The sequence below is a fragment of the Aureimonas endophytica genome (assembly GCF_014642635.1).
Classification (GTDB): domain Bacteria; phylum Pseudomonadota; class Alphaproteobacteria; order Rhizobiales; family Rhizobiaceae; genus Plantimonas; species Plantimonas endophytica.
Map to the genome: position 1 here is coordinate 18,974 of NZ_BMIQ01000007.1, position 24,989 is coordinate 43,962.

The 24,989-nt window shown below is 70.0% G+C and carries 22 protein-coding genes; 13 read left to right on the forward strand and 9 right to left on the reverse strand.

All coding sequences use genetic code 11. The features are described from left to right. Positions 1-8: 8 nt before the first annotated feature. From IEY14_RS19280 to IEY14_RS19335, 12 genes are all read left to right on the forward strand, one after another. The gene (locus tag IEY14_RS19280; RefSeq protein ID WP_188911496.1) at positions 9-1,259 is read left to right on the forward strand and encodes a glycosyltransferase family 4 protein; all 1,251 of its coding nucleotides are present in this window, start codon (positions 9-11) and stop codon (positions 1,257-1,259) included. Beyond that, a complete protein-coding gene (locus IEY14_RS19285; RefSeq protein WP_188911498.1) occupies positions 1,256-2,467 on the forward strand; it encodes a glycosyltransferase family 4 protein in 1,212 nt (403 codons plus the stop codon). Before IEY14_RS19280 ends, IEY14_RS19285 begins: the two co-directional genes overlap by 4 nt. Then, positions 2,460-3,044, forward strand: a complete 585-nt coding sequence (locus tag IEY14_RS19290) for a histidine phosphatase family protein (protein WP_188911500.1) — start codon at positions 2,460-2,462, stop codon at positions 3,042-3,044. The genes IEY14_RS19285 and IEY14_RS19290 overlap by 8 nt, the downstream gene beginning before the upstream one ends. Next, positions 3,041-4,246, forward strand: a complete 1,206-nt coding sequence (locus tag IEY14_RS19295) for a glycosyltransferase family protein (RefSeq protein ID WP_244639595.1) — start codon at positions 3,041-3,043, stop codon at positions 4,244-4,246. Before IEY14_RS19290 ends, IEY14_RS19295 begins: the two co-directional genes overlap by 4 nt. Further along, positions 4,243-5,025 (forward strand): polysaccharide deacetylase family protein, encoded by a 783-nt coding sequence (locus IEY14_RS19300; RefSeq protein WP_188911502.1) that lies wholly within the window; start codon positions 4,243-4,245, stop codon positions 5,023-5,025. Before IEY14_RS19295 ends, IEY14_RS19300 begins: the two co-directional genes overlap by 4 nt. An 18-nt stretch (positions 5,026-5,043) precedes the next feature. After that, the gene (locus tag IEY14_RS19305; protein ID WP_188911504.1) at positions 5,044-7,707 is read left to right on the forward strand and encodes a dipeptide ABC transporter ATP-binding protein; all 2,664 of its coding nucleotides are present in this window, start codon (positions 5,044-5,046) and stop codon (positions 7,705-7,707) included. Further along, positions 7,707-8,873 carry an FkbM family methyltransferase gene (locus IEY14_RS19310; protein ID WP_188911506.1) on the forward strand — a complete coding sequence of 389 codons (1,167 nt, stop codon included), beginning with the start codon at positions 7,707-7,709 and terminating at the stop codon, positions 8,871-8,873. Before IEY14_RS19305 ends, IEY14_RS19310 begins: the two co-directional genes overlap by 1 nt. Positions 8,874-8,895: 22 nt before the next feature. Continuing rightward, on the forward strand, positions 8,896-10,839 hold the full coding sequence (locus tag IEY14_RS19315) for an ABC transporter substrate-binding protein (RefSeq protein ID WP_188911509.1): 1,944 nt from the start codon (positions 8,896-8,898) through the stop codon (positions 10,837-10,839). Positions 10,840-10,863: 24 nt separating this feature from the next. Continuing rightward, positions 10,864-11,862, forward strand: coding sequence for an ABC transporter permease (locus tag IEY14_RS19320; protein ID WP_188911511.1), 999 nt, complete (start codon positions 10,864-10,866; stop codon positions 11,860-11,862). Positions 11,863-11,912: 50 nt separating this feature from the next. Then, a complete protein-coding gene (locus tag IEY14_RS19325) occupies positions 11,913-13,016 on the forward strand; it encodes an ABC transporter permease (RefSeq protein WP_188911792.1) in 1,104 nt (367 codons plus the stop codon). 518 nt (positions 13,017-13,534) lie between these two features. Further along, positions 13,535-14,287 (forward strand): MauE/DoxX family redox-associated membrane protein, encoded by a 753-nt coding sequence (locus IEY14_RS19330; RefSeq protein WP_188911513.1) that lies wholly within the window; start codon positions 13,535-13,537, stop codon positions 14,285-14,287. 164 nt (positions 14,288-14,451) lie between these two features. Then, the gene (locus IEY14_RS19335; RefSeq protein WP_188911515.1) at positions 14,452-14,685 is read left to right on the forward strand and encodes a hypothetical protein; all 234 of its coding nucleotides are present in this window, start codon (positions 14,452-14,454) and stop codon (positions 14,683-14,685) included. Positions 14,686-14,760: 75 nt separating this feature from the next. Here the strand turns inward: IEY14_RS19335 and IEY14_RS19340 are convergent, their stop codons facing one another. The 8 genes from IEY14_RS19340 to IEY14_RS19375 form a co-directional block, all read right to left on the reverse strand. Beyond that, positions 14,761-16,167, reverse strand: coding sequence for a deoxyribodipyrimidine photo-lyase (locus IEY14_RS19340; RefSeq protein ID WP_188911517.1), 1,407 nt, complete (start codon positions 16,165-16,167; stop codon positions 14,761-14,763). A 362-nt stretch (positions 16,168-16,529) separates the two neighbouring features. Further along, positions 16,530-16,919, reverse strand: a complete 390-nt coding sequence (locus IEY14_RS19345) for a GFA family protein (protein WP_188911518.1) — start codon at positions 16,917-16,919, stop codon at positions 16,530-16,532. A 104-nt stretch (positions 16,920-17,023) separates the two neighbouring features. Continuing rightward, positions 17,024-17,935, reverse strand: a complete 912-nt coding sequence (locus IEY14_RS19350; RefSeq protein WP_188911520.1) for a glycosyltransferase family protein — start codon at positions 17,933-17,935, stop codon at positions 17,024-17,026. Continuing rightward, positions 17,932-18,819 (reverse strand): dTDP-4-dehydrorhamnose reductase, encoded by an 888-nt coding sequence (gene rfbD / locus IEY14_RS19355; RefSeq protein ID WP_188911522.1) that lies wholly within the window; start codon positions 18,817-18,819, stop codon positions 17,932-17,934. The genes IEY14_RS19350 and rfbD overlap by 4 nt, the downstream gene beginning before the upstream one ends. Beyond that, entirely contained in the window at positions 18,816-19,940 is a 1,125-nt protein-coding gene (rfbB, locus tag IEY14_RS19360; protein WP_188911523.1) for a dTDP-glucose 4,6-dehydratase, read from the reverse strand. Before rfbB ends, rfbD begins: the two co-directional genes overlap by 4 nt. Further along, positions 19,937-20,512 (reverse strand): dTDP-4-dehydrorhamnose 3,5-epimerase, encoded by a 576-nt coding sequence (gene rfbC / locus IEY14_RS19365; protein ID WP_188911525.1) that lies wholly within the window; start codon positions 20,510-20,512, stop codon positions 19,937-19,939. The genes rfbB and rfbC overlap by 4 nt, the downstream gene beginning before the upstream one ends. A 165-nt stretch (positions 20,513-20,677) precedes the next feature. Further along, entirely contained in the window at positions 20,678-21,850 is a 1,173-nt protein-coding gene (locus IEY14_RS19370; protein WP_188911527.1) for a Gfo/Idh/MocA family protein, read from the reverse strand. 13 nt (positions 21,851-21,863) lie between these two features. Then, the gene (locus IEY14_RS19375) at positions 21,864-22,787 is read right to left on the reverse strand and encodes a TIM barrel protein (RefSeq protein ID WP_188911529.1); all 924 of its coding nucleotides are present in this window, start codon (positions 22,785-22,787) and stop codon (positions 21,864-21,866) included. An 87-nt stretch (positions 22,788-22,874) separates the two neighbouring features. Here IEY14_RS19375 and IEY14_RS19380 point away from each other — a divergent pair, with 87 nt between their 5' ends. Then, positions 22,875-23,891 (forward strand): LacI family DNA-binding transcriptional regulator, encoded by a 1,017-nt coding sequence (locus tag IEY14_RS19380; RefSeq protein ID WP_188911531.1) that lies wholly within the window; start codon positions 22,875-22,877, stop codon positions 23,889-23,891. 295 nt (positions 23,892-24,186) lie between these two features. On the opposite strand, the gene iolB is transcribed toward IEY14_RS19380, so the two are convergent. Continuing rightward, complete coding sequence (iolB, locus tag IEY14_RS19385; protein WP_188911533.1) at positions 24,187-24,987, reverse strand: 5-deoxy-glucuronate isomerase; 801 nt, start codon at positions 24,985-24,987, stop codon at positions 24,187-24,189. Between the last annotated feature and the right edge of the window lie 2 nt (positions 24,988-24,989).

Consider the following 24,989-nt stretch of genomic DNA (forward strand, 5'->3'; position numbering starts at 1 on the left):
GATCACGCATGACGGACGAGACGGAGCGGCCGCGTGTCGCGATCGTCCTGAAGGGCTATCCGCGCCTGTCGGAGACCTTCATCGCGCAGGAGATCCTGGGGCTGATCCGCCTCGGCCTCGATGTCGGGCTGGTGTCGCTGCGCCTGCCGACGGACGAGCGCGAGCACCCGGTGCATCGCGAGATCGGGCAGGTGCCGAACTACCTGCCGGAATATCTCTATACGGACATTCCGCGCGTCTTCCGCTCCTGGTTGAAGGCGCGGCGCCTGCCGGGCTATGCCGAGGCGAGGCGCCTGTTCCTGTCCGACTGGCGGCGCGACCGCACGCCCAATCGCGGCCGGCGCTTCGGCCAGGCCCTCGTCCTCGCCGCCGAGCTGCCGCCCGAGACGGGCCTCATCTATGTCCATTTCCTTCACACGCCGGGTTCGGTGGCGCGCTATGCCGGCATCATGCGCGGCCTGCCCTTCGCCGTCTCGGCCCATGCCAAGGACATCTGGACGATCCCGGCCTGGGAAAAGCGCGAGAAGCTCGCCGACTGCGCCTTTCTCGTCACCTGCACGGCGGCGAACGCCGCGCATCTTGCGGCGCTGGCGCCCGATCCCGCGCGGGTCGGCCTCGTCTATCACGGGCTCGACCTCCACCGCTTTCCCGCGCCGCCGCCCGCCGCGCCGGGTGGGCGCGACGGCACCGACCCGGCCGATCCGGTGCGGCTTCTCTCCGTCGGCCGCCTCGTCGACAAGAAGGGCTATGCCGGCCTCTTCGACGCGCTCGGGCGCCTGCGCGACCTCGCCTGGCGCCTGGAGATCGCCGGCGGCGGTCCGCTGAAGGCCGAGCTGAAGGCGCGGGCCGAACGGCTCGGCATTGCCGAGCGCATCCATTTCGCCGGCTCGATGACGCAGAGCGAGCTTCTGGAGCGCTACCGCGCCGCCGATCTCTTCGTCCTCAACTGCCGCGTTTCGGACGACGGCGACCGCGACGGTCTGCCGAACGTCCTGATGGAAGCGCAGAGCCAGCGGCTCGCCGCCGTCTCGACCGCCGTCTCGGCCGTGCCCGAAATCATCCGCGACGGGGAGACCGGCCTTCTCGCGTCGCCGGACGACCCGGAGGCGCTGGCCGCCGTGCTGCGGACCGCGATCGGCGCGCCGGAGCTGCGCGCCCGCCTCGGCGCGGCGGGGGAGGCGCATCTTCGGGCGCGGTTCGGGCACGAGGCCGGCATTCGCGCGGTGTTCGAGCGCATCCGCCGCGTTCTCGCGCGATGAGGATCGCCTTCTACGCCCCGATGAAGCCGCCCTTCGACCCGGTGCCCTCGGGCGAGGGACGGATGGCGGAACTCTTCGTCGCGGCGCTTCGCGCGGCGAGATTCACCGTCGAGATCGCCTCGACCTTCCGCGCCTATGACAAGACGGGCGATGCCGTGCGCCAGGCGGAACTCGCGGCGACGGGGCGGGCGGAGGCCGCGCGGCTTCTCGCGGCTTATGGCGCGCGGCCGGCTTCCGAGCGGCCGGCTTCCGAGCGGCCGGCGCTCTGGTTCACCTACCATCTCTATCATAAGGCGCCGGACCATCTCGGCCCGGTCGTCGCCCAGGCGCTCAGCATCCCCTATGTCGTCGCCGAAGCCTCGCATGCGCCGAAACAGGCGGGCGGGCGCTGGGATCCGGGGTTCCGCGCGGCCGAGACGGCGATCCGCCGCGCCGACCGGATCTACGGCCTCAATCCCGCCGACCGAGCCTGCCTCGCCCCGCTCGCCCGACCCGGCGCCCTCCTGGACCTGCCGCCCTTCATCGACACCGCGCCGTTCCGCAACGCCAGTCTCGTCGACAGCGCGCCTTCCGTTGACGCTGCGCCCTCGGTTCGCGATCGTCTTCGCGCCGAACTCGCGCGCCGTCACGGTCTCGATCCGGTCGCGCCACTGATCCTGACGGTCGCGATGATGCGGCGGGATCAGAAGCTCCAGTCCTATGCCGTTCTCGCCGAGGCCTTCGCGCGGATCGCGGCGCGGCCCTGGGGGGCGCTGCTGGTCGGTGACGGTCCGGCCAGGGCGGAGGTGGAGCGCCTGATGGCGCCGTTCGGGTCCCGCGTCGCCTTGGCCGGCCGGAAGGACGGCGCGGCGCTGCGCGAGGTCTACGCGGCGGCCGATCTCTATGCCTGGCCCTCGGTCAAGGAAGCCTTCGGCCTCGCCTTCATCGAGGCGGCGGCGAGCGGCCTGCCGATCGTCGCCGGCCGCTCCGGCGGCATCGACCACATCGTCGAACAGGCGCGCACCGGATGGATCGTGCCGGCGGGCGACGCGGATGCGCTGGCGGACGGTCTCGCAAAGCTTCTCGACCGCCCGGAGGAGCGCCGCGCGATGGGCCGGGCGGCCGCCGAACGGGCGCTGGCGGTGAACGACGTCGCGGCGGCGGCGCGCGCCCTCGCGGCCGACCTGCCGCTCTTGGTAAGCCGGCTTAGCGAGGCGCGGCATGCCTGATTTCCTGATGCTGCGCCACGCGCCGACCGACTGGAACGCGGCGGGCCGGTTGCAGGGCCGGGCCGATCCGCCGCTCTCCGCCGCCGGCCGCGCGGCGGCTTCGTCCTGGCGCGTGCCGGATCTCGTCGCGGACTGGCCGGTTCTGGCGAGCCCGCTCCGCCGGACGATGGAGACGGCCGTCCTGATGGGCCTCGCCCCTGTACCCGCGCCCGCCTTCGTCGAGATGGACTGGGGCGCCTGCGAGGGGCGGACGCTCGCCGAATTGCGGGCGGAAGGCGGCGCGGCCTTCGCCGCCGACGAGGCGCGGGGTCTCGATTTTCGCCCGCAAGGCGGCGAGACGCCGCGCGAGACCGGCGTCCGGGCGCTGGCCGGACTCGGCGCGCTCGGCGCCTCCCATGTCATCGTCACCCACAAGGGCGTGCTGCGGGCGCTCCTCGCGCGGGCGCTCGACTGGGACATGCGCGGCAAGGCGCCGGTCCGCCTCGCTCCCGCCGCCGCCCAGCTCTTCCGCCTCGGCGCGGACGGGCTCATTCTCCTCCAGGCCAATGTGCCGCTTGGCGAAAGGTCTCAGCCGTGACGGATCGCGTCCTCTTCTATGTCCAGCATCTTCTCGGCGTCGGCCATCTGAAGCGCGCCGGGGCGATCGCGGCGGCGATGGCGAAGGCCGGGCTCGCCGTCACCGTGGTGCATGGCGGCACCTGGGAGGAGGGCATCGACTATCCGGGCGCGGAGGTCCGCACCCTGCCATCGGCGACGATCCGGGGCGGCGACTTCTCGACGCTGATCACCGCGAATGGCGCGCCCGCCGACGAGGCCTGGCGCGCGGCGCGGCGCGATGCGCTGCTCGCCATCGCCGACGAGCTGCGTCCGCAGGCGATCCTTCTCGAACTCTTCCCCTTCGGCCGCCGCCAGTTCCGCTTCGAACTCCTGCCGCTCATCGAGGCGGCGCGGCGCCGCGAGACGCCGCCGGCGATCCTCTCCTCGGTGCGCGACATCCTGGTGCGGCCGGCCAAGGCCTCGCGCGAGACGGAGGCGGCCGATCTGGTGCTCGCCGCCTTCGACGAGGTGCTGGTCCATGGCGATCCCGGCTTCGTGCCCTTCGAGGCGAGCTTCGGCGAGGCGGCGCGGATCGCCGCGAAGCTGCGCTATACCGGCTATGTTTCCTCCGATCTCGCGGCGCTCCATCCCAGCACCCGCGCCGATCCGCAAGGGGAGGGGGCGGGCGAGGTGATCGTTTCGGCGGGCGGCGGCGCGGTCGGCGCGACGCTTCTCCGGGCGGCGCTTGCCGCTCGGACGCGCTCGGCCGCCCATCGCCTCGACTGGCGGCTCCTCACCGGCCCGCGCCTGCCGCAGCCGGATTTCGACGCGCTCGCCGCGCTGGCGCGGGACGCGGCGAACGATGCCGGCGGCCGGGTGCGGATCGAGCGTTTCCGGCAGGATTTTCCCGCCGTTCTCCAGCGAGCGGCGCTGTCGATCTCACAAGGCGGCTACAACACGACGATCGATCTCCTGCGCGCCGGCGTGCCGGCGATCGTCGTGCCGATCGGCGCGGAGGAGGAAACCGAACAGGCCGAGCGCGCCGGCCGCCTCGCCGAGCGCGGCTTCCTCCATGTCCTGCCCGAGGCTTCGCTCGCGACCGAACTCGGCGCCGCCATCGACCGGGCGCTCGCCGACGCGCCGCGCCGCCGGGCGATGCCGCCGGTCGATTTCGCCCTCGACGGCGCGGCACGGACGGCCGCGATCGTCGCGGATCACGCCGCCCGGCATCGCGGCGGATGAGCCGCGAAGCCGAGCTCTGGTCCCTCGTCGGCGAGCGGCTGGACCGCTTGGCGGCGCGGGACGGCGAGACGCGGTTCTGGCTGCGCGACGACGACGCGGTCGGCCCGACGCCCCGGCTCGACGCCCTTCTGGCGATGGCGGCGGCGGCCGGCGCGCCGCTGGCGCTCGCGGTGATCCCGGCCGGGGCGAAAAGCGCGCTCGCCGCCCGTCTCGCGCCGCTCTCCGGCGTCGCGGTGCTGCCGCATGGCTTCGCCCATCGCAATCATGCGCCGGCAAACGAGAAAAAGACCGAGCTCGGCGACCATCGGCCGACCGAACTCGTCCTTGCGGAACTTGCCGCCGGTCACGCGCGGCTCGCCGGCTTTCCCCATTACGCGCCGCTGCTGGTGCCGCCGTGGAACCGGATCGGGCCGGGCGTGGCAGCGGGTCTCGCCGCGCTCGGCTTTCGCGGCCTGTCGCTCTATGGCGACCGGCGCCGCAATCCCGCCGCGCCGGGCCTCCGGCAGGTGAACACGCATTTCGATCCGGTGGACTGGCGCGGGGGCGGGGGCTTCGTCGGACGCGAGCGGGCGCTCGAAATGCTGGGCAAGCGCCTCGGCCAGCTCCTGTCCGGCGAGCACGACCCGGCCGAGCCGACCGGCATCCTGTCGCACCATCTCGCACAAGATGCGGCGACCTTCATATTCCTCGGGGATTTGTTGCGCTATCTGGCCAAACGAAGCGATTGCCGGTTTCTTTTCGTCGATGAACTCCTAGCTGGCTCATCGTTCGGCCAATAGCCCAGCAGCGGTGAGCGAATGACCGATCTCTTGCGCGTCGAGGACCTGACGGTCGAGTTCAAGGTGATGGCCGGCACGACCCGCGCCGTCAGCAACCTGTCGTTCCGGGTGCCGCCCGGCAAGACGGTGGCGATCGTAGGCGAGTCCGGCTCCGGCAAGTCGGTGACGGCGCAGGCCATTCTCGGCATCCTGCCCGGCATCGCCCGCCGCCGCTCCGGCCGCATCCTGTTTCGCGACGGCAACCGGCCGGAGCTCGATCTGGCGGCCCTGTCACCCCGCTCGAAGGATTTCGCCGGCATCCGGGGCGGGCGCATCTCGATGATCTTCCAGGAGCCGACGACCTCGTTCTCGGCCCTCCACACGATCGGCGACCAGATCGGCGAGGTCTTGAAGCTGCACGAGGGCATCGACGGCAAGGCGGCGCGCGAGGCGGTGATCCGGGCGCTCGGCGAGGTCGGCTTCAAGCATCCCGAGCGTTCGGTCGACGCCTATCCGTTCGAACTGTCGGGCGGCCTCTGCCAGCGCGCGATGATCGCCATGGCGATGATCTGCAAGCCGGCGCTTCTCATCGCCGACGAGCCGACGACGGCGCTCGACGTCACCGTCCAGGCCGAGATCCTGAAGCTGATGCGCGCGCTTCAGGAGAAGAACGGCACCGCCATCCTCCTCATCGCCCACGATCTCGGCGTCGTCGCCAACATGGCCGACGAGATGGTGGTGGTCTATCACGGCGAGGTCATGGAGAGCGGCCCGGCCGAGGCGCTCTTCGCCGATCCGCGCCATCCCTATCTGAAGGCCCTCCTGAAGGCGGTGCCGCGCATCGGCATGGAGCCGGGCGAGCGGCTGACGCCGGTGCGCGAGATCGCGGTGGACGTCGCCGGCACGGCGCGGCGCGGCAAGGCGCCGGCCGCCGCCGTCTGCGCCGCCGGCGAGCCGCTGATCAAGATCCGGGGCCTCGCCAAGGGCTTCACCAATCGCAGCGAGCGGCGCTGGCTGAAGCGCTCGACCGGGCCGCTCGCCATGGCGGTCAACGGCGTCGATCTCGACATCCGCCGGGGCGAGTGCCTCGGCCTCGTCGGCGAGAGCGGCTGCGGCAAGACGACCTTCTCGAAGATGATCGTGCGCACCGTGCCCGCCGACGAGGGCTCGGTGGAGATGCGCGGGCCGAACGGGGCGGAGGACGTGCTGGCCCTCGAAGGCGAGGCGCTGCGGCGCTGGCGCACCCGCGTGCAATATGTCTTCCAGAACCCGTTCTCGGCCCTCAATCCGCGCCTCACCGTCGGGCAGATCATCGCCGAGCCGTTGCAGATCCACGGCTATGGCGACCGGCCGGAGCGCAAGGCGCGCGTCGCCGAGCTCCTGCGGCTCGTCGGCCTCGACGCGACGCACATGAACCGCTACCCGCATTCCTTCTCGGGCGGCCAGCGCCAGCGCATTGGCATCGCCCGCGCCCTGGCGCTCGATCCCGAGCTCATCATCTTCGACGAGCCGGTCTCGGCGCTCGACGTCTCCATCCAGGCGCAGATCCTCAACCTCCTGCGCGATCTCAAGGACGCGCTCGGCCTCACCTATCTCTTCATCTCGCACAATCTCGCGGTCGTGGACTATCTCGCCGACCGCATCGCGGTGATGGCCTCCGGCCGGCTGGTCGAGCTTGCCCCGCGCGAGGAACTGTTCCGCGCGCCGCGCCATCCCTATACCAAGGCGCTGATGGCGGCGGTGCCCCAGCCGGACCCGAAGCAGCGCCTCGACTTCTCGAAGATCAGCCTGTCGCGCCAGTCCTCGCCGGATGCCTGGGGAGCGCCCTTCGCGCCGGACGAGCGGGGCGAGCCGCATTGGATCGGCATCGGCCCGGATCACTACGTGCGGGCGCACGAACTGCCGCCCGTCGCCGATCTCGGCGGCCGCACGATCGAGGAGCATCGCGAGATCGCGCTGTCGCTCGCCACCGATCCGGCCGGCGAACCGATCGTCCATCTCGACTTCGAGAGCGGAACGCTGGCCGGCTGGTCGACCCGGCGCCTCGCGGGCGCGCATTCGGCCCGCGTCCAGGGCGAGGTGGTGCGCGTCGGCACCAGGGCCTGCCGCTTCGAATTGCGGCCGGACGACCATGTCAGCCAGGGCCGGCGGGCGGAACTGCGCGACTGGTACAACGCGCCCTTCGACACCGAGACCTGGTACGGCTTCTCGACCCTCCTGCCGGCGGATTTCGCCCCGCCGCTCGGCACCGGCATCGTTCTGGCGCAATGGCACGACCAGGCGCGGCTCGGCGAGCCTTCCGGCAAGCCGCCGCTCGCCATCCGCTTCCGCGACGGGCGCCTGCGCTTCACCGGCGCCTTCGACGAGGTCGCCTCCGCCAATCCCGCCCATCCGCATGTCTTCCACGAGATGCCGGCGCCGCTCGGCACCTGGATGGATTTCGTCTTCCGCATCCGCTGGTCGCGCGAGGGCGACTCGGCGATCGAGGCCTTCCTGAACGGCAAGCCGCTCTTCAGCTTCTGGGGACCGCTCGGCTACCGCAACGAGGAGAAGGCGCCCTATTTCAAGCTCGGGCTCTATGCGAGCGCGGCGATCGACGCGCCGCTCGTCGCCTATCACGACAATTACAGCCGCGGCCCGTCCTTCGACGCGGTCGATCCCTCGAAGCTCCATCCGGCGCCGGCCGCGCTCGAGCCGGTCTGATGCGCCCCGTCCCGAATGTCGTCGGCGTCGAGGCGCGGCTCGGCGACCTCGCCGCGATGCGCGCCGCCCTCCGCCGCGCCGAAGCCGAGGGCGCCGACTGGCTGAGCTTCGTCGCGCCGGGCGAGAGGCTGGCGGAAGAGGCGGAGATGCTCGCCGCGCCCGCCCTGCCGCTCTTCGACGCCGTCTTCGGAGCGATCCGCGCCCCGGCGAGCGGCACCGTCTGGCGCCTGTCGCGCCTCGCCTTCGAGGCGCCGGAACGCCTGCCTCACGCGCTGCTGCACTGGTGGGTGGGCGAGCCGCGCTTCATCCGCCGGACGGTGCTCGCCGATCTCCTGGCGGCCGGCGACGAGGGCGCGACGCGCATCGAGCGGCTGTTCCGGCTGTGGACCGGGGCGCGCTGCATCAAGCTCGCCGCGCCGCTCGCCGAAACCCTGGTCGAGCCGTTGGGCCTGGACGCCGACGAGCGGCGCGCCGTGCTCGAACGGCTGGCGGCCGAGCCGGTCTTCCTGCCGGTGCGCCATGGCGAGACGATCTACCGCCTGCCCTATACGGGCCGGAACGCCGGCATCGAGCGCGAACAGACGCGCGGCCAGTTCTTCGAGGCCGAAGAGCTCTCGATCCTCAAGGAGCGGGTCGGGCCGGGCGCTCGCGTGGTCGATGTCGGCGCCAATACCGGCAACCACACCGTCTTCTTCGCCGGGCCGATGCGGGCGGCCCGCGTCCTGCCCTTCGAGCCGGCGCCGGACACGGCGCTGGCGCTGTCTCGCACCGTGGCGATCAACCGTCTCGGCAATGTCGATCTCGCGCAGCTCGGCAAGGGCGTCGGCGCCGCGCCGGGGCGCATGCGGGTCGTCGCCTCGGAGCGCGGCGGGCTCGGCGCCGCCCATCTCGTCGACGATCCCAAGGGGACGATCGAGGTCGTGCGGCTCGACGACGTCTTGACGGAGGCGCCCGGCCTTCTGAAGATCGATGTCGAAGGCATGGAACTGGAGGTCCTGGCCGGCGCCGAGGCCACGATCCGGCGGGCCCGCCCGCTGATCTTCGTCGAGATCGCGAATGCCAATACGGCGCGCTTCCTCGACTGGCTGGCGCTTGCCGGATACGGGATCGAGCGCATCTTCTCCGACAAGGGCCATGCCAATTATCTGATCGCGCCGCGGGACTGACGGACCGGCGAAGGAGGGCGACATGATGCAGGCACTCAGCTTCGGACCCGCCTTCAGGCGCGGCGCTCTCGCTCTCGGTCTTCTTCTCGGCGTCGCGCCGGCCTGGGGCGCCGAGATGATCGAGCCGCCGGTGCTGAAGGAGGATGTCGCGGGCGGCAAGCTGCCGCCCGTCGCCGAGCGCATCCCGGCCGAGCCCTTGGTGGTGGATCTCGCCGCCGAGGGCAAGCGCGTCGGCGACTATGGCGGCTCGCTGCGCATGATCGAGGGGCAGGCGAAGGACACGCGCCGCATGGTCGTCTACGGCTATGCCCGGCTCGTCGGCTATACGCCCGACCAGAAGCTCCAGCCCGACATCGCCAAGGCGGTGGATGTCGAGGACGAGCGCGTCTTCACCTTCCACCTGCGGCGCGGCCACAAATGGTCCGACGGCGAGCCCTTCACCGCCGACGACTTCCGCTACTGGTGGGAGGACGTGATCGGCAACAAGCAGCTGACGCCCTTCGGGCCGCCGCGCGAGATGCTGGTCGACGGCGAGCCGCCGAAGGTGAGCTTCATCGACGCCGAGACCATCCGCTACGAATGGTCGAAGCCCAATCCCTTCTTCCTGCCGGCGATCGCCGGGCCGCAGCCGCTCTACATCTACCGGCCGGCGCATTACCTGAAGAAGTATCACGCCAAATATGTCGATGCCGAGAAGCTGGCGCAGAAGGTGAAGGATGCCGGCCAGCGCGACTGGGTGGCGCTGCATTTCAAATACGACCAGATGTACAAGAATTCCGATCCGAAGCTGCCGTCGCTGGAGCCCTTCGTCCTGCGCACCAAGCCGCCGTCCGATCGCTTCGTCTTCGCCCGCAACCCCTATTTCCACCGGATCGACACAGCGGGGCACCAATTGCCCTATCTCGACGAGGTGGCGATGGCGATCGCCAGTTCCAAGCTCATCCCCGCCAAGACCGGCGCCGGCGAGGCCGATCTCCAGGCGAGCTATCTCGTCTTCAACAACTACGCCTTCCTGCGGCAGGCGGCGCGCAACCGCGATTTCGACGTGCGCCGCTGGGCGAGCGGCAAGGGCTCCAAGATCACGCTCTATCCCAATCTGAACGCCAAGGACGAGGTCTGGCGCAAACTCTTCCAGAATGTCGATTTCCGCCGCGCCCTGTCGCTCGGCATGAATCGCGAGGACATCAACCAGGCGATCTTCTACGGGCTCGGCAAGCCGGTGATCGACACGGCGCAGGAGGGTTCGCCGCTCTACGACGCGGCGCGGGCGGCGCGCTATGCCGCCTACGATCCCGACGAGGCGAACCGGCTGCTCGATTCCATCGGGCTCACCGAGAAGGAAAGCGGCGTTCGCCTCCTGCCCGACGGCCGGCAGATGATCATCGTGGTCGAGACGGCGGGCGAGGATACCGAGCAGGTCGACGTGCTCGGCCTCATCGCCGAGGATTATCGCAAGATCGGCATCAAGCTCCTGATCAAGCCTTCCGAGCGTGACACGCTGTCCAGCCGCCTCGCCGCCGGCTCAACCCTGATGTCGGTCTGGACGGGGCTCGAGAACGGCTTGCCGACGCCGGACTGGAGCCCGGCCCAGCTCGCCCCGACGAATGGCGAGCAGCCGGAATGGCCGAACTGGGGCAGCCATTTCGAGACCAAGGGCACGATGGGCACGGCGCCCGACCTGCCGGTGGCGCAGAAGCTCCTGGATCTCAACCGGCGCTGGACCTTTTCCAGCGACGAGGGCGAGCGGACGGCGATCTGGAAGGAGATGCTCGACATCAATGCCGACGAGGCGCTGAGGATCGGCATCGTCTCCGGCATCGACAATATCGTCGTCGTCTCGAAGAAGCTCCAGAACGTGCCGGATCGCGGCGTCTACAACTGGAATCCCGGCGCCTTCTTCGGCACCTATCGCATGGAGACCTTCTTCTTCGGCGAGCCGGACCAACGCCAGGCGGCCATGCCGTGACCCGGCTGCAAGGGATCTAACGCGATGCTCGGCTTCCTCCTCCGGCGGGTGGCGACGATGATCGGCACGCTCGCCGTCATCAGCGTCCTCGTCTTCGCGGTGATCCAACTGCCGCCCGGCGACTATCTCACGACCTATATCGCCGACCTCCAGGCCCAGGGCGAGGATGCGAGCGGCGAGAAGATCGACTTCCTGCGCCAGCAGTACGGCCTCGATCAGCCGTTGCCGATCCAGTACGTCAACTGGGTCGCCGGGCTCCTTCACGGCGATCTCGGCTATTCCTTCGAATATCAGCTGCCCGTCGCGGATGTCGTCGGCGACCGTCTGTTCCTGACTATGGTCCTGAACTTCCTGACGGTCCTCTTCATCTATGGCGTCTCCTTCCCGATCGGCGTCTATATCGCGACGCATCAATACAGCGCCGCCGATCACAGCCTGTCCTTCCTCGGCTATATCGGCCTTGCCACGCCGAACTTCCTGCTCGCCCTGATCCTCCTCTATCTGTCGAACACCTGGTTCGGCATCTCGATCGGCGGCCTGATGGACCCGGCCTATGTCGACGAGGGCTGGTCGCTCGGCAAGGTCGGCTCGCTCCTCGCCCATCTCGTCGTGCCGGTCGTGGTGATCGGCACCGCCGGCACGGCGGGCATGATCCGGCGCCTGCGCGCCAATCTCCTGGACGAGCTGCAGAAGCCCTATGTCGTCACGGCGCGGGCGAAGGGCCTGCCGGAAGGGCGCATCCTGCGCAAATACCCGCTGCGCGCCGTGCTGAACCCCTTCGTCTCCGACATCGGCACGCTCCTGCCGCAGATCGTCTCGGGCTCCGTCATCGTCTCGGCGGTGATGAGCCTGCCGACCACCGGGCCGATGCTGCTCTCCTCGCTGCGCAGCCAGGACATGTATCTCGCCGGTTCCTTCCTGATGTTCCTGGCGATGCTCACCGTCGCCGGCATGCTGGTCTCCGACATCCTTCTCGCGGTGATCGATCCGCGCGTCCGGCTGGAAAGGAAACGCAAGGCGTGAGCGCGCTGCCCCATTTCGTCTCGGAGGCGCCCTTCGATCCCCGCCGGACCATGGCGGAGGGCTCGAAATATTCCGAGAAATACATGCGCGCCTCGCAGCGCCAGCTCATCTGGTGGCGCTTCCGGCGCCATCGGATCGCGATGCTGGCGCTGGTCTTCCTGGCGCCGGCCTATCTCAGCGTCCTCTTCACCGAGGTGATCGCCCCCTATGGGCTGGAGACGCGCAACACCGCGCATATCTTCATGCCGCCGCAGCCGATCCATCTCTTCCACGAAGGGCGCTTCGTCGGACCCTTCACCTATAAGACGACCGGGACGCTCGATCTCGACACGCTGCAACGCCGCTATACCGAGGACCGTTCGCAGCCGCTGCCCATCCGCTTCTTCTGCCAAGGCGATCCCTACGAGTTCTGGGGCCTGATCGAGGGCGACTTCCATCTCGTCTGCCCGCCGGAGGGCGGCACGCTCTTCCCGCTCGGCACCGACCGGCTCGGCCACGACATGCTGAGCCGGCTGATCCATGGCGGGCGCATCTCTTTGACCGTCGGCCTCGTCGGCGTCACCATCTCCTTCATGCTCGGCCTGTTCTTCGGCGGCCTTGCCGGCTATTTCGGCGGCCGGATCGACTGGTGGGTGCAGCGCACCACCGAGACGCTGCGCTCCATTCCCGAACTGCCGCTCTGGCTCGCGCTTTCGGCGGCGCTGCCGGTGACCTGGAGTCCGATCCTCGTCTATTTCGGCATCACCATCATCCTCGCCCTTCTCGACTGGCCGGCCCTGGCGCGCGCGGTGCGCTCGAAGCTCCTGTCGCTGCGCGAGGAGGACTTCACCGCCGCCGCCGTGATGATGGGCGCGAAGCCCTCGCGCATCATCGCGCTCCATCTCCTGCCGAACTTCATGAGCCATCTCATCGCCTCGGCCAGCCTGTCGATCCCCTCGATGATCCTCGCCGAGACGGCTCTGTCCTTCCTGGGGCTGGGCCTGCGCCCGCCGATCACCAGCTGGGGCGTGCTCCTGTCGGAGGCGCAGAACATCGAGGCCGTGGCCCTCTATCCCTGGCTCCTCTTCCCGATGGTGCCGGTGATGATGGTGGTGCTCGCCTTCTCCTTCCTCGGCGACGGTCTGCGCGACGCGGTCGATCCGCATTCGCACTGACGGATGCTGCGGCATCTTTCGCGGTTAGCCTGATCTCCCCCCCTTGAGGGGGAGATGCCGGCAGGCAGAGGGGGGGTGCGAAGGCGCGAGCCTTCGATCGTCGCGGCGGTGGAATGGGTGGGCCTCGCTGTCGCTCGCCACCCCCCTCTGGGCTGCCGCCCATCTCCCCCTCAAGGGGGGAGATTGCGCAGCGTTGAGGTCTCGCACTTCCTGCCTCCGCCGCGATGCCGAACACTCACCTATGCCGTTAGCCTGATCTCCCCCCTTGAGGGGGAGATGCCGGCAGGCAGAGGGGGGTGCGAAGGCGGCAGCCTTCGAGTCTCGCAGCAGCTGGAAGGGCGGACTTCGCGTCCGGCCGCTGCCCTCAACGGAGGAAGATCGCCGATCGCACATGGATGCGATCGATCGTTTCCACCCTTGACCTTCCAGTGACTGGAAGCCCCATGTCCCCGGCATCGATCCCGCCCTCGGCGGCGTTTCGACGCGTCGGCGGCGGGTTTGCGGAAGGAATGCGAAGCATGGCGACCTATGAGGCAAAGAAGCGGGCTGTCCTCTATCGGATGGTGACGCCGCAGCATGTCTGCCCCTTTGGCCTGAAGGCGAAGGATCTTCTCCAGCGTCGCGGCTTCGAGGTCGAGGACCATCCGCTGCGCAGCCGCGCCGAGCAGGATGCCTTCAAGGCCGAGCATGACGTGAAGACGACGCCGCAGGTCTTCATCGAGGGCCGGCGCGTCGGCGGCTACGACGATCTGCGCCGCTCTTTCGGCCTTGCGGTGCGCGATCCCAAGGCGACGTCCTACCGGCCGGTTCTCGCCGTGTTTGGCGTCGCGGCCCTGATGGCGCTCGCCGCGAGCTTCGCCGCGACCGGCAGCCTCGCCACGATCCGCGCCGGCGAATGGTTCGTCGCCTTCAGCATGTGCCTTCTCGCCATGCTGAAGCTCCAGGACATCGAGAGCTTCTCGCGCATGTTCCTCGGCTACGATCTCCTGGCGCAGCGCGTCGTGCCCTATTCCTATGTCTATCCCTTCGCCGAACTCGCGGCGGGCCTGCTGATGGTGGCGGGCGCGCTGACATGGGCCTCCGTGCCGCTCGCGCTCTTCATCGGCACGATCGGCGCCGTCTCCGTGTTCAAGGCGGTCTATCTCGACCGGCGCGACCTGAAATGCGCCTGCGTCGGCGGCGGCTCCAATGTGCCGCTCGGCTTCGTCTCCCTGACCGAGAACCTGATGATGATCGCCATGGCGCTCTGGATGGCCGCCCGGCATCTCTGACCGCTCGCCCCGCCGGGCGCCTGAAGGCCGGATGAACGGTGCCTTCAGCCCCGGCTCATCGCCGGTCCGTTACGCTCCCGGCTATCGTTCCCGCCAAGGCCCGATCGGAACGGGCGCGCGGCGGGAGCAGTTGGAGCAGCACCGGAACAAGAGGTACGAGTCCCATGCGTCATCTTCTCGCCGCCGCCCTCATCGCCGTCACCGCCCCGCTCGCCGTCGGCAGTGTCGCGCAGGCCGATACGACCCGCGTCATCGTCAAGGAGACGACCCATCATCGCGGCCCGCCGCACCGGCCGCATCGCGTGGTGGACCGGCGCAACCACGACTGCTTCACCAAGCGCGTCGTGACCCATGTGCATGGCGAGCGCATCGTGAAGACGACGCGGGTCTGCCGCTGAGGCGCAGCCCATCGCGGAATCGACAGGAAAGGCGGCCCGCGGCCGCCTTTCGCATGTCGGGACTCCGCTTCCCCGTCAGAACCGCAGATCCGTCACCCCTTCCGCCGCGCAGAGCCGCGTGACGTCGCGCTCATAGGCCTTGGCGTCGATCTTGCGCAGCGAGTTCTCGCTCTGATAGCGCACCGTGCCGAAGATCGGCCGCCGCGCCCAGGGCCGGTCGTGCAGGCCATAGACCCAGGCGACATTGGTGAAGGAGTTCATGTCGCGCCCGTCGAGGAAATAGCGGTTGTTGAGGCGCAGCGTCCGCGCGAAGCCCTCCTCGGCGCTCGGCGACCATTCGAGGATCTTCTTGCCCCAATACATGCGCAGGTGATTGTGCATGAAGCCGGTCACCCGCATCTCCGCCATGGCGACGTTCCAGTAGCGGTCGTGCGTGCGGCCCTCGGCGAGGTCCTCCTCGCTGTAGCGATGCGGCCGCTCGTCCTTCGCATGGTCGGCCAGCGCCTTGCGCGCCCAGTCCGGCACCGCCGTCGCGAAGCGGTCGTAGCCGGGCGTGTGATGGACATGGTTGGCGGCGAGCTCGCGCCGCACCACCAGTTCCTCGATGAAGGCGTCCTTGTCTTCAGCCGTGCCGCTCTTCGCCGCGCGCACGGCGAGCGCGATCTCGACGGGTGAGATCTGGCCGAAATGGAGATAGGGGCTGAAATGCGAGGCGGCGCCGGCTTCCGGCCGGCCGCGCTCGGCGCCGTAGCGGGAAAGGGCGTCGCCGACGAAGGCCTTGAGGCGCGTTCTCGCCGCGTTCTCGCCGCCCGTGAAGCGCTTCACCGGCCCGACCGTCCGGTCGAGCACCATGCCGGCAAGGACGGCGGCCGGATCGCCGATCTCGATCTCGCTCTTGAGTCCGAGCCTCGTCGCCGGATGCTTCACCTTCACCGCCCGCACCGGTTCGAGGAAGTCGCCGAGATGGCGCCGGATCTTCGGCCGGAGCGTGCGCGCCGCGTGCTCGTGCTTGTCGGAGGCGATGTCGACCGGCACCACCACATCGCCCTCGACCTGGACGAGCGCCACGCTCACAGCATCGGCGATCTCGCCGTACCAGCGCTTCTGGATCGCCAGATAGCCGCGATCGAGGACGAGCAGGGCGGCGTCGCGCGCGAGATCCACGGCGACCGCCGCCGGCGAGGCCTTGCGGAGCACGAAGGCGATGCCGCGCTCGGCGAGATGGCCGGCCGCGTCGCGCAGGCCCTCGAGGAGAAAGGCGTAGTGCCGGGCATTGGCCTCCGGAAAGCCGTTCGAGCCGTCGAGCAGGCCGAAGCAGACGACGACCGGCAGGTCCAGGCGGTTCGCCTCCGCGACGGCGCGCTCCAAAGCCGGGTTGAAGCGGGCGCGCATCGATTGCTGCATGAGGTAGAGGACGTAGCGCCCCTTCGGATTCGGCTCGGCCTCGTTCAGGCGACGGATGCGTCCGGCTTCGATCGTCATGAGTCCTTCGGCGCGGCGTTTCGGTCGCCGGCTGAGGAGTTCCGGCGCGGCCCGTTCCTAGATTGGCGGCGGGCTCGGTCCGGCAAGCCGCATCGCGCGGCCGGTCGAAAATGTCTCAGGCTTGTAGCAAACTCATATCGCCACGCCTTTGCCTGGACGCACTCACCTTACCGCTTCGTCATCCCGGCCCCGAGCCGGGATCCATTCCAAGCCGGTCATGACAGGCCGAGAGCGATGCGGAAAGACGCCCATCTCCACCCTTAACCATGCGACTCTGCGGGAGGCATGGATCCCGGGTCGGGCCCGGGATGACGAAGCTGAAACGGCGTGAGCAAAGATCGACGCATAAGCCCGGCCGCCGCTCATTCCGTGCGGCTCCCTCCGTCGCGATCCCGCTCGTAATGGTGGGCCAGCGGGAAAGGCGGCAGCCAGGCCTCGCGGCGGATGGTCCAGCTCTCGTAGGTCGGCGTCAGCTGATCGGGCGCGTCGAGCGAACCGAGATTGACCTCGACCTCGTCGCCGCTCCGCGCGAAGACGGACGAGCCGCAGCGCGGGCAGAAGAAGCGGCCGGCATAGTCGCGCGCCTCGCCGGTGATCGTCACCGCGTCTTCCGGGAAGATCGCGGAGGCGTGGAACAGCGCGCCGTGATGCTTGCGGCAGTTGAGGCAATGGCAGAGGCCGACCCGATAGGGCCGGCCCGTCGCCACGAGGCGGACCTGGCCGCAGGTGCAGCCGCCGGTGAAGCGGTCCATGGGCGTCTCCTTCCGCCGATCGAACGCCCCGCGCCTTCGATGGTTCGCGACCTCGATCAGGATATGCGGACGGGCAGGCGCGGAGGCCCTCCAGGGCGCCTGCCTCAGCGCCCGCCGAGGCCCTCGAAGGCGGCGCGCAAGAGGTCGAGCCCGGCGCGGCGCTTGCCATGGCCGGATTTCGCCGCATAGACGGCCGCCTGGAGCGGCACGTAGACGAGCGTCCGCAGCTTCCAGCCGAGCGGCACATGGGCGAGTCGCAGCATGTCGAACTGGTTGCGGACATAGGTCCGCATCCGCGCCGGGTTCTGGTCGGGAAAGGCGATCGGGCCCCAGCGCAGGATGCCGGAGCCGATCTGATGCGGCATCTCGGCCGTGTCGAGAACCCAGACCGAACGGCCGCGCCTCCAGGCGCGAAACCCCCATTCGACGTCGATCGCGTCCATCCGGTAGCGCTCGGCGAAGGCGCCGATCTCGTGCCAGGCGGCGAGGCTGACGAGACTGCCCGAGGTGATGACATAGTCGACCGGACGGCAGGCCCCGACGCTCGCCACGCCGTCGCGCCGCCGGTAGCGCGGCGGCTTGGAACCGCCGCCCGGCGGGCTGACCGGCCGTGGGCCGACGACGGCGGGCCGCAGGCCGAGCCCTTCCAATTCGCGGAAAGCCTGGAGAAGGCGTTCCGGCAGGTCGGGGGCCGGGAGGGAATCCTGGTCGAAGAAGAGGACGCGGTTGCAGCCGTCGCGCTCCGCCGCCTCGGCGAGACGGTTGAGCCCCGCGCCGATTCCGGCATTTCGCGGCGCCAGCGCGATCCGCGCGCCGGCCAGGGCCCGCAGGCGCGCGAGGTCCGTCGCCTCGATCGCCTCGCCGACGGGCCCGTCGACATGGAGATAGACCGGATAGCCCGCCGCCAGGAAGCGCGCGGCCAGGGCCTCGAGCGCAAGGCCGTCCGGGCGGTAAACCGTGATCGCGACGGCGATCGTCGCCTTGGCCGCGTCCTTCGTCTCGACGGCCGCGCTCAAGCGGACCCTGCCGCCAGACTTTCGAGGCACCGTTCGACGCCGGTCTGCCAGGGGGGCAGTTGATGGCCGAAGACCTGTTGGAACTTCGTGCTGTCGAGGCGGGAATTGGCGGGGCGTTGGGCGGGGGTCGGGTAGTCGGCGGTGGCGATCGGCTCGACCTTGGCGCTCGGGCCGCCGCGTGCCGCCGACTGGCGGAAGATCTCCTCGGCAAAGCCCGCCCAGGTCGTCTCGCCCTGGGCGACGAGATGGAAGAGGCCGCGCCAGGACGGGTCGTCCGGCGCCGCGAGGGCGGTGCGCGCCGCCGCGACGAGGGCCGCCGCGATGTCCGGCGCATAGGTCGGCGTGCCCCTCTGGTCGGCGACGACGCGCAAGGTGTCGCGCTCGGCGCAGAGCCGCAGCATCGTCTTCAGGAAGTTGTGGCCGAAGGGGCTGTAGACCCAGGCCGTGCGGAAGATCGCGGCGCGCGGATTGGCGCCGAGCACCGCCGCCTCGCCCGCGAGCTTGGAGCGCCCATAGACGCTGGCAGGGCCCGTCGGGTCCGCCTCGCGATAGGGCCGCTCGGCATCGCCCGCGAAGACATAGTCGGTCGACAGATGCAGGACCGGCAGGCCGAGCGCGGCGGCGGCGGCCGCGACATGCCCGGCGCCGTCGCGATTGGCGGCGAAGGCTTCGGCCTCCTCGCTTTCCGCCCTGTCGACCGCCGTATAGGCCCCGGCCGAGACGACGAGGTCCGGGCGATGGGCGGCGAGCGCCGCCTCGATCGTCGCGCGGTCGGTGATGTCGAGCTCGGGCCGTCCCAGCGCGACGATCTCGAGATCGGTTCCGGCCAGAGCGGCCAGCGACTGCGCGACCTGGCCGCTCCGCCCGGTGACGAGAAGCTTCACGGCGCCTCTCCCGCGTCGGCGCCGGCGCTTGGGCTCTTGATCGTGCTCTCGCTCGGCGCCGGGGCGGGGGCGGCGCCCAGCCGCGTGCCGGCATAGCGCTCGGCGCGGATCGGGCGCCACCAGGCCTCGTTGGCGAGGAACCAGCGAACCGTGCGCTCCAGCCCGGTCTCGAAGGTCTCCTCGGCCCGCCAGCCGAGCTCGGTCTCGATGCGCGTCGCGTCGATCGCATAGCGCAGATCATGGCCGGGCCGGTCGGTGACGAAGCGGATCAGCTCGCGCCGGGGGCCGGCGCCGGGGCGTGCCGCCAGGCGGTCGAGCGTGTCGCAGATCGTCTCGACGACCCCGAGGTTCGAGCGCTCGTTGCGCCCGCCGATATTGTAGGAGCGGCCGGGCTCGCCCTTCGTCGCGACGAGGGCGAGGGCGCGGGCATGGTCGTCGACATAGAGCCAGTCGCGCACGTTCTCGCCCCGCCCGTAGACCGGCAGCGCCTTTCCTTCCAGCCCGTTGAGGATCATCAGCGGGATGAGCTTCTCGGGAAAGTGGAACGGGCCGTAATTGTTGGAGCAGTTCGAGAGCACCACCGGCAGGTGATAGGTGTGGTGCCAGGCCATGGCCAGATGGTCCGAGCTCGCCTTGGAGGCCGAATAGGGCGAGGAGGGGGCGTAGGGCGTGTCCTCGGTGAAGAGCCCGCCATCGAGCGGCAGGTCGCCATAGACCTCGTCGGTCGAGACATGGTGAAAGCGGAAGGCGGCGCGGCGCGCGTCGGGCAGGCGCTGCCAATAGGCGCGGGCGGCTTCCAGGAGCTCGTAGGTGCCGAGGATGTTGGTGCGGATGAAGTCGCCCGGCCCGTCGATCGAGCGGTCGACATGGCTTTCGGCGGCGAGATGCATGATCGCGTCCGGCTGCTCGGCTTCGAGGAGCTGGAGCACGAAGGCGCGGTCGCAGATGTCGCCCTTGGCGAAGCGGTAGCGCGGATCGGCCTCGATCGCGGCGAGCGAGGCGAGGCTGGCGGCATAGGTCAGCTTGTCGAGATTGACGACGCTGTGGTCGGTGTCGGCGATCAGGTGGCGGCAGACGGCCGAGCCGATGAAGCCGGCGCCGCCGGTGACGAGGATCTTCACGGGCGGGTGTCCTCGTATGTGAAGGGCGGGTTCGCCTCGGCGAGGCTGGGGGCGGCGGCGTCCTTGGCCGAGAGCACCGGCTTGTGTCCGGCGAGCGGCCAGTCGATGGCGAGCGCCGGATCGTCGAAGCGGATGGCGCGGTCATGGGCGCCGGAATAGGGGGCGGTGACCTTGTAGAAGACCTCGGTGTCCGGCTCCAGGGTCAGGAAGCCGTGGGCGAAGCCGACGGGCACGAGGAGCTGGTTGAAGTCTGCCGCCGAGAGTTCGAGCGCGACGGAGCGCCCGAAGCTCGGCGAGCCTTGGCGGATGTCGACGGCGACGTCGAGGATGCGGCCGCGCAGGACGCGCACGAGCTTGGCCTGGGCGAAGGGTGGCTCCTGATAGTGCAGGCCGCGCAGCGTGAAGGCTTCGGCCGAATAGGACTGGTTGTCCTGCATCCAGTCGAGCGCGATCCCCGCCTCGGCGAGACGGTCCCGATTGTAGGTCTCGGCGAAGAAGCCCCGGTCGTCCCCGAACCGGCGAGGCCGCAACTCCAAAACCTCCGGAAGAGAGAGCGCGCGGATCTCAAGCATGGGTTGGTCTCGGGCCGGAGAAATGCACCATGGTCGCCTGCGATTGCGGCGGGCCGGCGCGTCGACCGCGCCGGAGTCGCCTGTCTGCCTCTCCGGTTCCCATGCGGGAGAACGAGGCGCGGCGCAAGCATTCCGCGAAAGCCCGACGGGACGGCGCGCCCCCGCCTATTCGTAATCGACCCAGACGCCGCCCCGGTCGGCCGAGCGGACGCAGTTCTCGACCCAGCGCACGCCCTCGACGCCGGCGGCGATGTCGGGATAGCGCAAGGCCGCGAGGCGGGCCGTATCGCCCCGGTCGCTCGCCTCCATGGCGATGGCGAAGCGGTCGTAGAGATTGGACCAGGCCTCGAACAGGCCCTCGGGATGGCCGCCGCCGATCCGGTCGTCGGCCAGCGCCTCGGGATGGAGATAGGGCATGCCGCGTTCCAGGATCCGCGCCGGCTCGCCCTGCACCTCGAAGGACAGTTGGTTCGGCCGCTCGTCCCACCATTCGAGGCTGGCCTTGGCGCCGGTGATCCGCACCTTCTGGCCGTGCATCGAGCCGGCATTCACCGCGCTCGACCAGACCGTGCCGAAGGCGCCGTTGTCGTATTCCATCAGCGTGACGGCATTGTCCTCCAGCGGCGCGCGGCTCCTGACGAAGCTCTGGCGGGCGCAGAGCAGCCGCTTCACCTTCAGATGCGGCAGGATCACCTCCGAGATGTAGAAGGGATGCGTGCCGACATCGCCGAGCACGTAGCTCGGACCGGCAAAGCGCGGATCGACGCGCCAGCGCGTCGCGGGATTCTCCAGTTCCACCGCCTCGGAATGGAAGCCGTGGGCGAATTGCAGATTGACGAGTCGGATCTCGCCGAGATCGCCGCGCGCCACCATGGCGCTGGCCTGTTCGATGAGCTGGTGGCCGGCATAGCCGTAGGTGACGCCGACGATGCGGCCCCGCGCCCGCGCCAGATCCGCCAGTTCCAGCGCCTCGGCCGTCGTGAAGCAGAGCGGCTTCTCGCAGACGACATGAAGCCCATGTTCCAGCGCCGCCTTGGTGATGGCGTAATGCGTGTTGTTGGGCGTCGCGACCGACACGGCCCGGATGCCGTCGGGCCGGGCGGCCTCCTCGGCGAACATCGTCGCATGGTCCGGGTAGCAGCGCCCGGCCTCCAGGCCGAGCTCCGCGCCGAAGGCGCGGCCGCGCTCGGGATCGAGGTCGAAGGCGCCGGCGACCAGTTCGAAATGCCGGTCGCGCAGCGCCGCCGAACGGTGGATATAGCCGATCTGGCTGCCCCGGCCGCCGCCGACCATCGCCCAGCGGATCGGCGCCGCCGTCTTACGTTCGCCATGGATCATCGGTCCGTCCTCCTCAAAAGCCGACGCTCGTCAGATAGTCGCGGCTCGCCTTCACGTCGGCGAGGCTGCCGCCCGCATGGCGCGGGTCGCGCTCCTGCTCGACGGTGATGAAGCCTTCGTAGCCGAGGCGCGTCAGCAGGGCGCGGATCGCCGGATAGTCGATCGCGCCGCGCCCGATCGGGCACATCACGCCTTCGGCGCAGGCCTCGAAGAAGCGGATGCGCCGGCCCAGCACCCGCTCGAAGACGACCGGGTCGATATCCTTGAAATGGATGTAGTCGAGCCGGTCGGCATAGCGCTCGATCAGCTCCACCGGGTCGATCCCGGCATAGTGGCTATGGCCGGTATCGAGGCAGAAGCCCGCGAGGTCCGGCGGAATGTCGGCGGCGATGCGCGCGATCTCGTCGGCGAACTCGATATGGCCGCCGGCATGCGGGTGGATCACGGCGCGCACGCCGTGGCGGTCGCGCGCCAGCGCGGCGATGGCGCGGATGTTCTCCACCATGCCGGCCCAGGCGGCCTCCGACAGTCGCGGCGCGCGGTCGGAATGGCCGGCGGCATAGTCCCGCTCGTCATGGCCCCAGTCCATCACGGTCAGATAGGGGGTGGCGAAGCGCTGGCCGGGCCGGCGCTCCGGCTGCGGCAGCCGCGTCACGAGCGCGCAGATCTCGTCGGTCTGGCGCAGCAGGGCTTCGCGATTGCCGGGCGAGACGAGGTCGTCGAAGATCGTGCCGGCGACGATGAAGAGGTCGCGGCGCGCCAGGGCGGCCGCGACGCGCGGCGCGTCGAGCGGCACATAGCCGTAGGGGCCGAGCTCCAGCCCGCCATAGCCGGCGGCCGCCGCCTCGTCGAAGACCCGTTCCCAGGGCGGCAGGTTCGGATTCGTCACGTCGTCGACGCCCCAGCAGCAGGGGGCGGTGGTGATGGTGATCGTCATGGCGGGCTCCTCCCGCCCTTCGATAGGCCGGAACGCGCTCTTTCTTCAGCGCCGATTTGATGGAATCCCTTCAACGGGGAGGGCAGGATGGCCGGGCGCAAGGCGACGATGGCGGATGTGGCGGCGGCGGCCGGCGTCTCGGTGGCGACGGTGGACCGCGTGCTGAACGGGCGCGGCGGCGTCGCTCCGGACAAGGAGGCGCGCATCCTCGCCGCCGCGCGGCGCCTGCGCCTCGACCGCGCGCTCCAGCTGCGGCCCAACCGGACGCTGCGGGTGGCGGTGCTGATCCAGGGGCCCGGCAATCCGTTCCACGCCGCGCTCCAGGCGGGATTCGATCTCGCCGCCCGGCTGCATGCCGAACTGAATCTCCAGTTCCTCGTCCATCATCTCGATCCGAACGATCCGGCCGCCATCGCCGCGCTCGTCCGGCGGCAGGCGGGCCGGGTCGACGGGATGATCGTCACATGCCCGGACGAGCCACGCATCGGGCGGGCGCTGCGCGACTTCGCGGCGCATCGTCCGGTCGTGACGCTCGCCACCGACCTGCCGGACTGCGGCCGCGCCGCCTATGTCGGGCCGGACGATCGCCGGGCCGGGCGGGTGGCCGGCGACCTGATGGGGCTCTGCCTCGGCGCGGCGGGCGGCCGGGTGCTGCTGATCGCCGGGCGGCGCGACATCGCCGGGCAGCGGCAGCGGGAGGAGGGATTTCGCGCGATCCTCGCCGAGCGTCATCCGGGCATCGTGGTCGCCGCCGTCGCCGAGAGCCGCGAGGATGGCGAGCGCGCCGGCCATCTCGTGCTCGAACGGCTCGGCGCCGATCCGGCGATCCGGGGCATCTATCACATGTCGGCGGGGGCGCGACCGGTGGTCGAGGCGCTGCGGCGCCTGGGGCGCGCCGGCGAGACGGTGTTCGTCACGCACGAACTGACCGAGGATCGCCGCGCGCTCCTGCGCGAGCGGGCGATCGCGGCGCTGATCGACCAGCAGCCGGAGCTCGAGGCGCGTCTGGCGGTCGAGACCATGGCGCGGCTTCTCGGCCGCCTGGACGGCGAGGTAGCGACGGTGCTCACAGATTTCCGGATCTATCTGCCGGAGAATGCGTGAGGATCGGAAGCGGCTGAATTCGCTTTCTGCCGTCTGGAAATTAACGTGTCCAAGCTTCGCAACTTGGCTGACCTCATTTCCGCTTCGTCATCCCGGCCTTCGAGCCGGGATCCATGCCTCAGCGAGATCATCGCGATGACGTTTCAGGAAAGCGTCCTTCCACAACCGCTCCCGCCTCGCCGCTACGGGCTTGGAATGGATCCCGGCTCAAGGCCGGGATGACGAAGCGGGAAGGCGGACGGCTATCGGCGGAGGTGCGTCGCCTCCGACCCCGCAGTTCCTTCGTCTGCCGGCTTCAGCCCTTCAACAGCCACTCGTGTTCGGCGGCGTTGTGGAACTTCCAGGTGCGGTGCGGGCCGGCCATGACGTTGAGATAGTAGAGATCGTAGCCATGGATGGTGGCGCAGGGGTGGTAGCCCTTCGGCACCAGCGTCACGTCGCCGTCCTCCACCGCCATGGCCTCGTCCAGCGAGCGGTCATCGGTATAGACGCGCTGGAAGGCGAAGCCCTGGGGCGGGTTCAGCCGGTGGTAATAGGTCTCTTCCAGGAAGGACTGGCGCGGCAGGTCGTCCTCGTCGTGCCGGTGCGGCGGATAGGAGGACGTGTTGCCGGCGGGCGTGATGACCTCCACCACGAGAAGGCCGTCGGCCTCCGCCGTTTCCGGCAGGATGTTCGTGACATGGCGCACATTGGCGCCCTTGCCCCGGACCTCCTGGGTGTTGTCGTCCTCGCCGATGAGGCGCGGCGGCCGGGCGCCGGCCGTGCCGGGCGCGGTGCAGACGGCGAGTTCCACCGCCGTCTCGGCGGTCGCCCGCCAGTCCATGCCGGCCGGCACGTAGACTGAGGAGGGCTTGCCGTCGAAGGGCGACATGCGCCGCCCGACCGTGCCGAAGTCGGTGCCGCCGGCCGCGATCGCGGCCTTGCCGGAGACGAGGACGAGGCAGGCCTCGCGCTCCGCCTCGCCGCCGGAAACGCTCTCGCCCGGCTGGAGCCGGTGGAGCGCGAAGCCGACATAGGTCCAGCCGGCGCTGGCCGGCGTGACGTCCACGACCCGGCCGGTCGCGGCGCTCTGTTTCACATGCAGCCTGCTGGCCATGG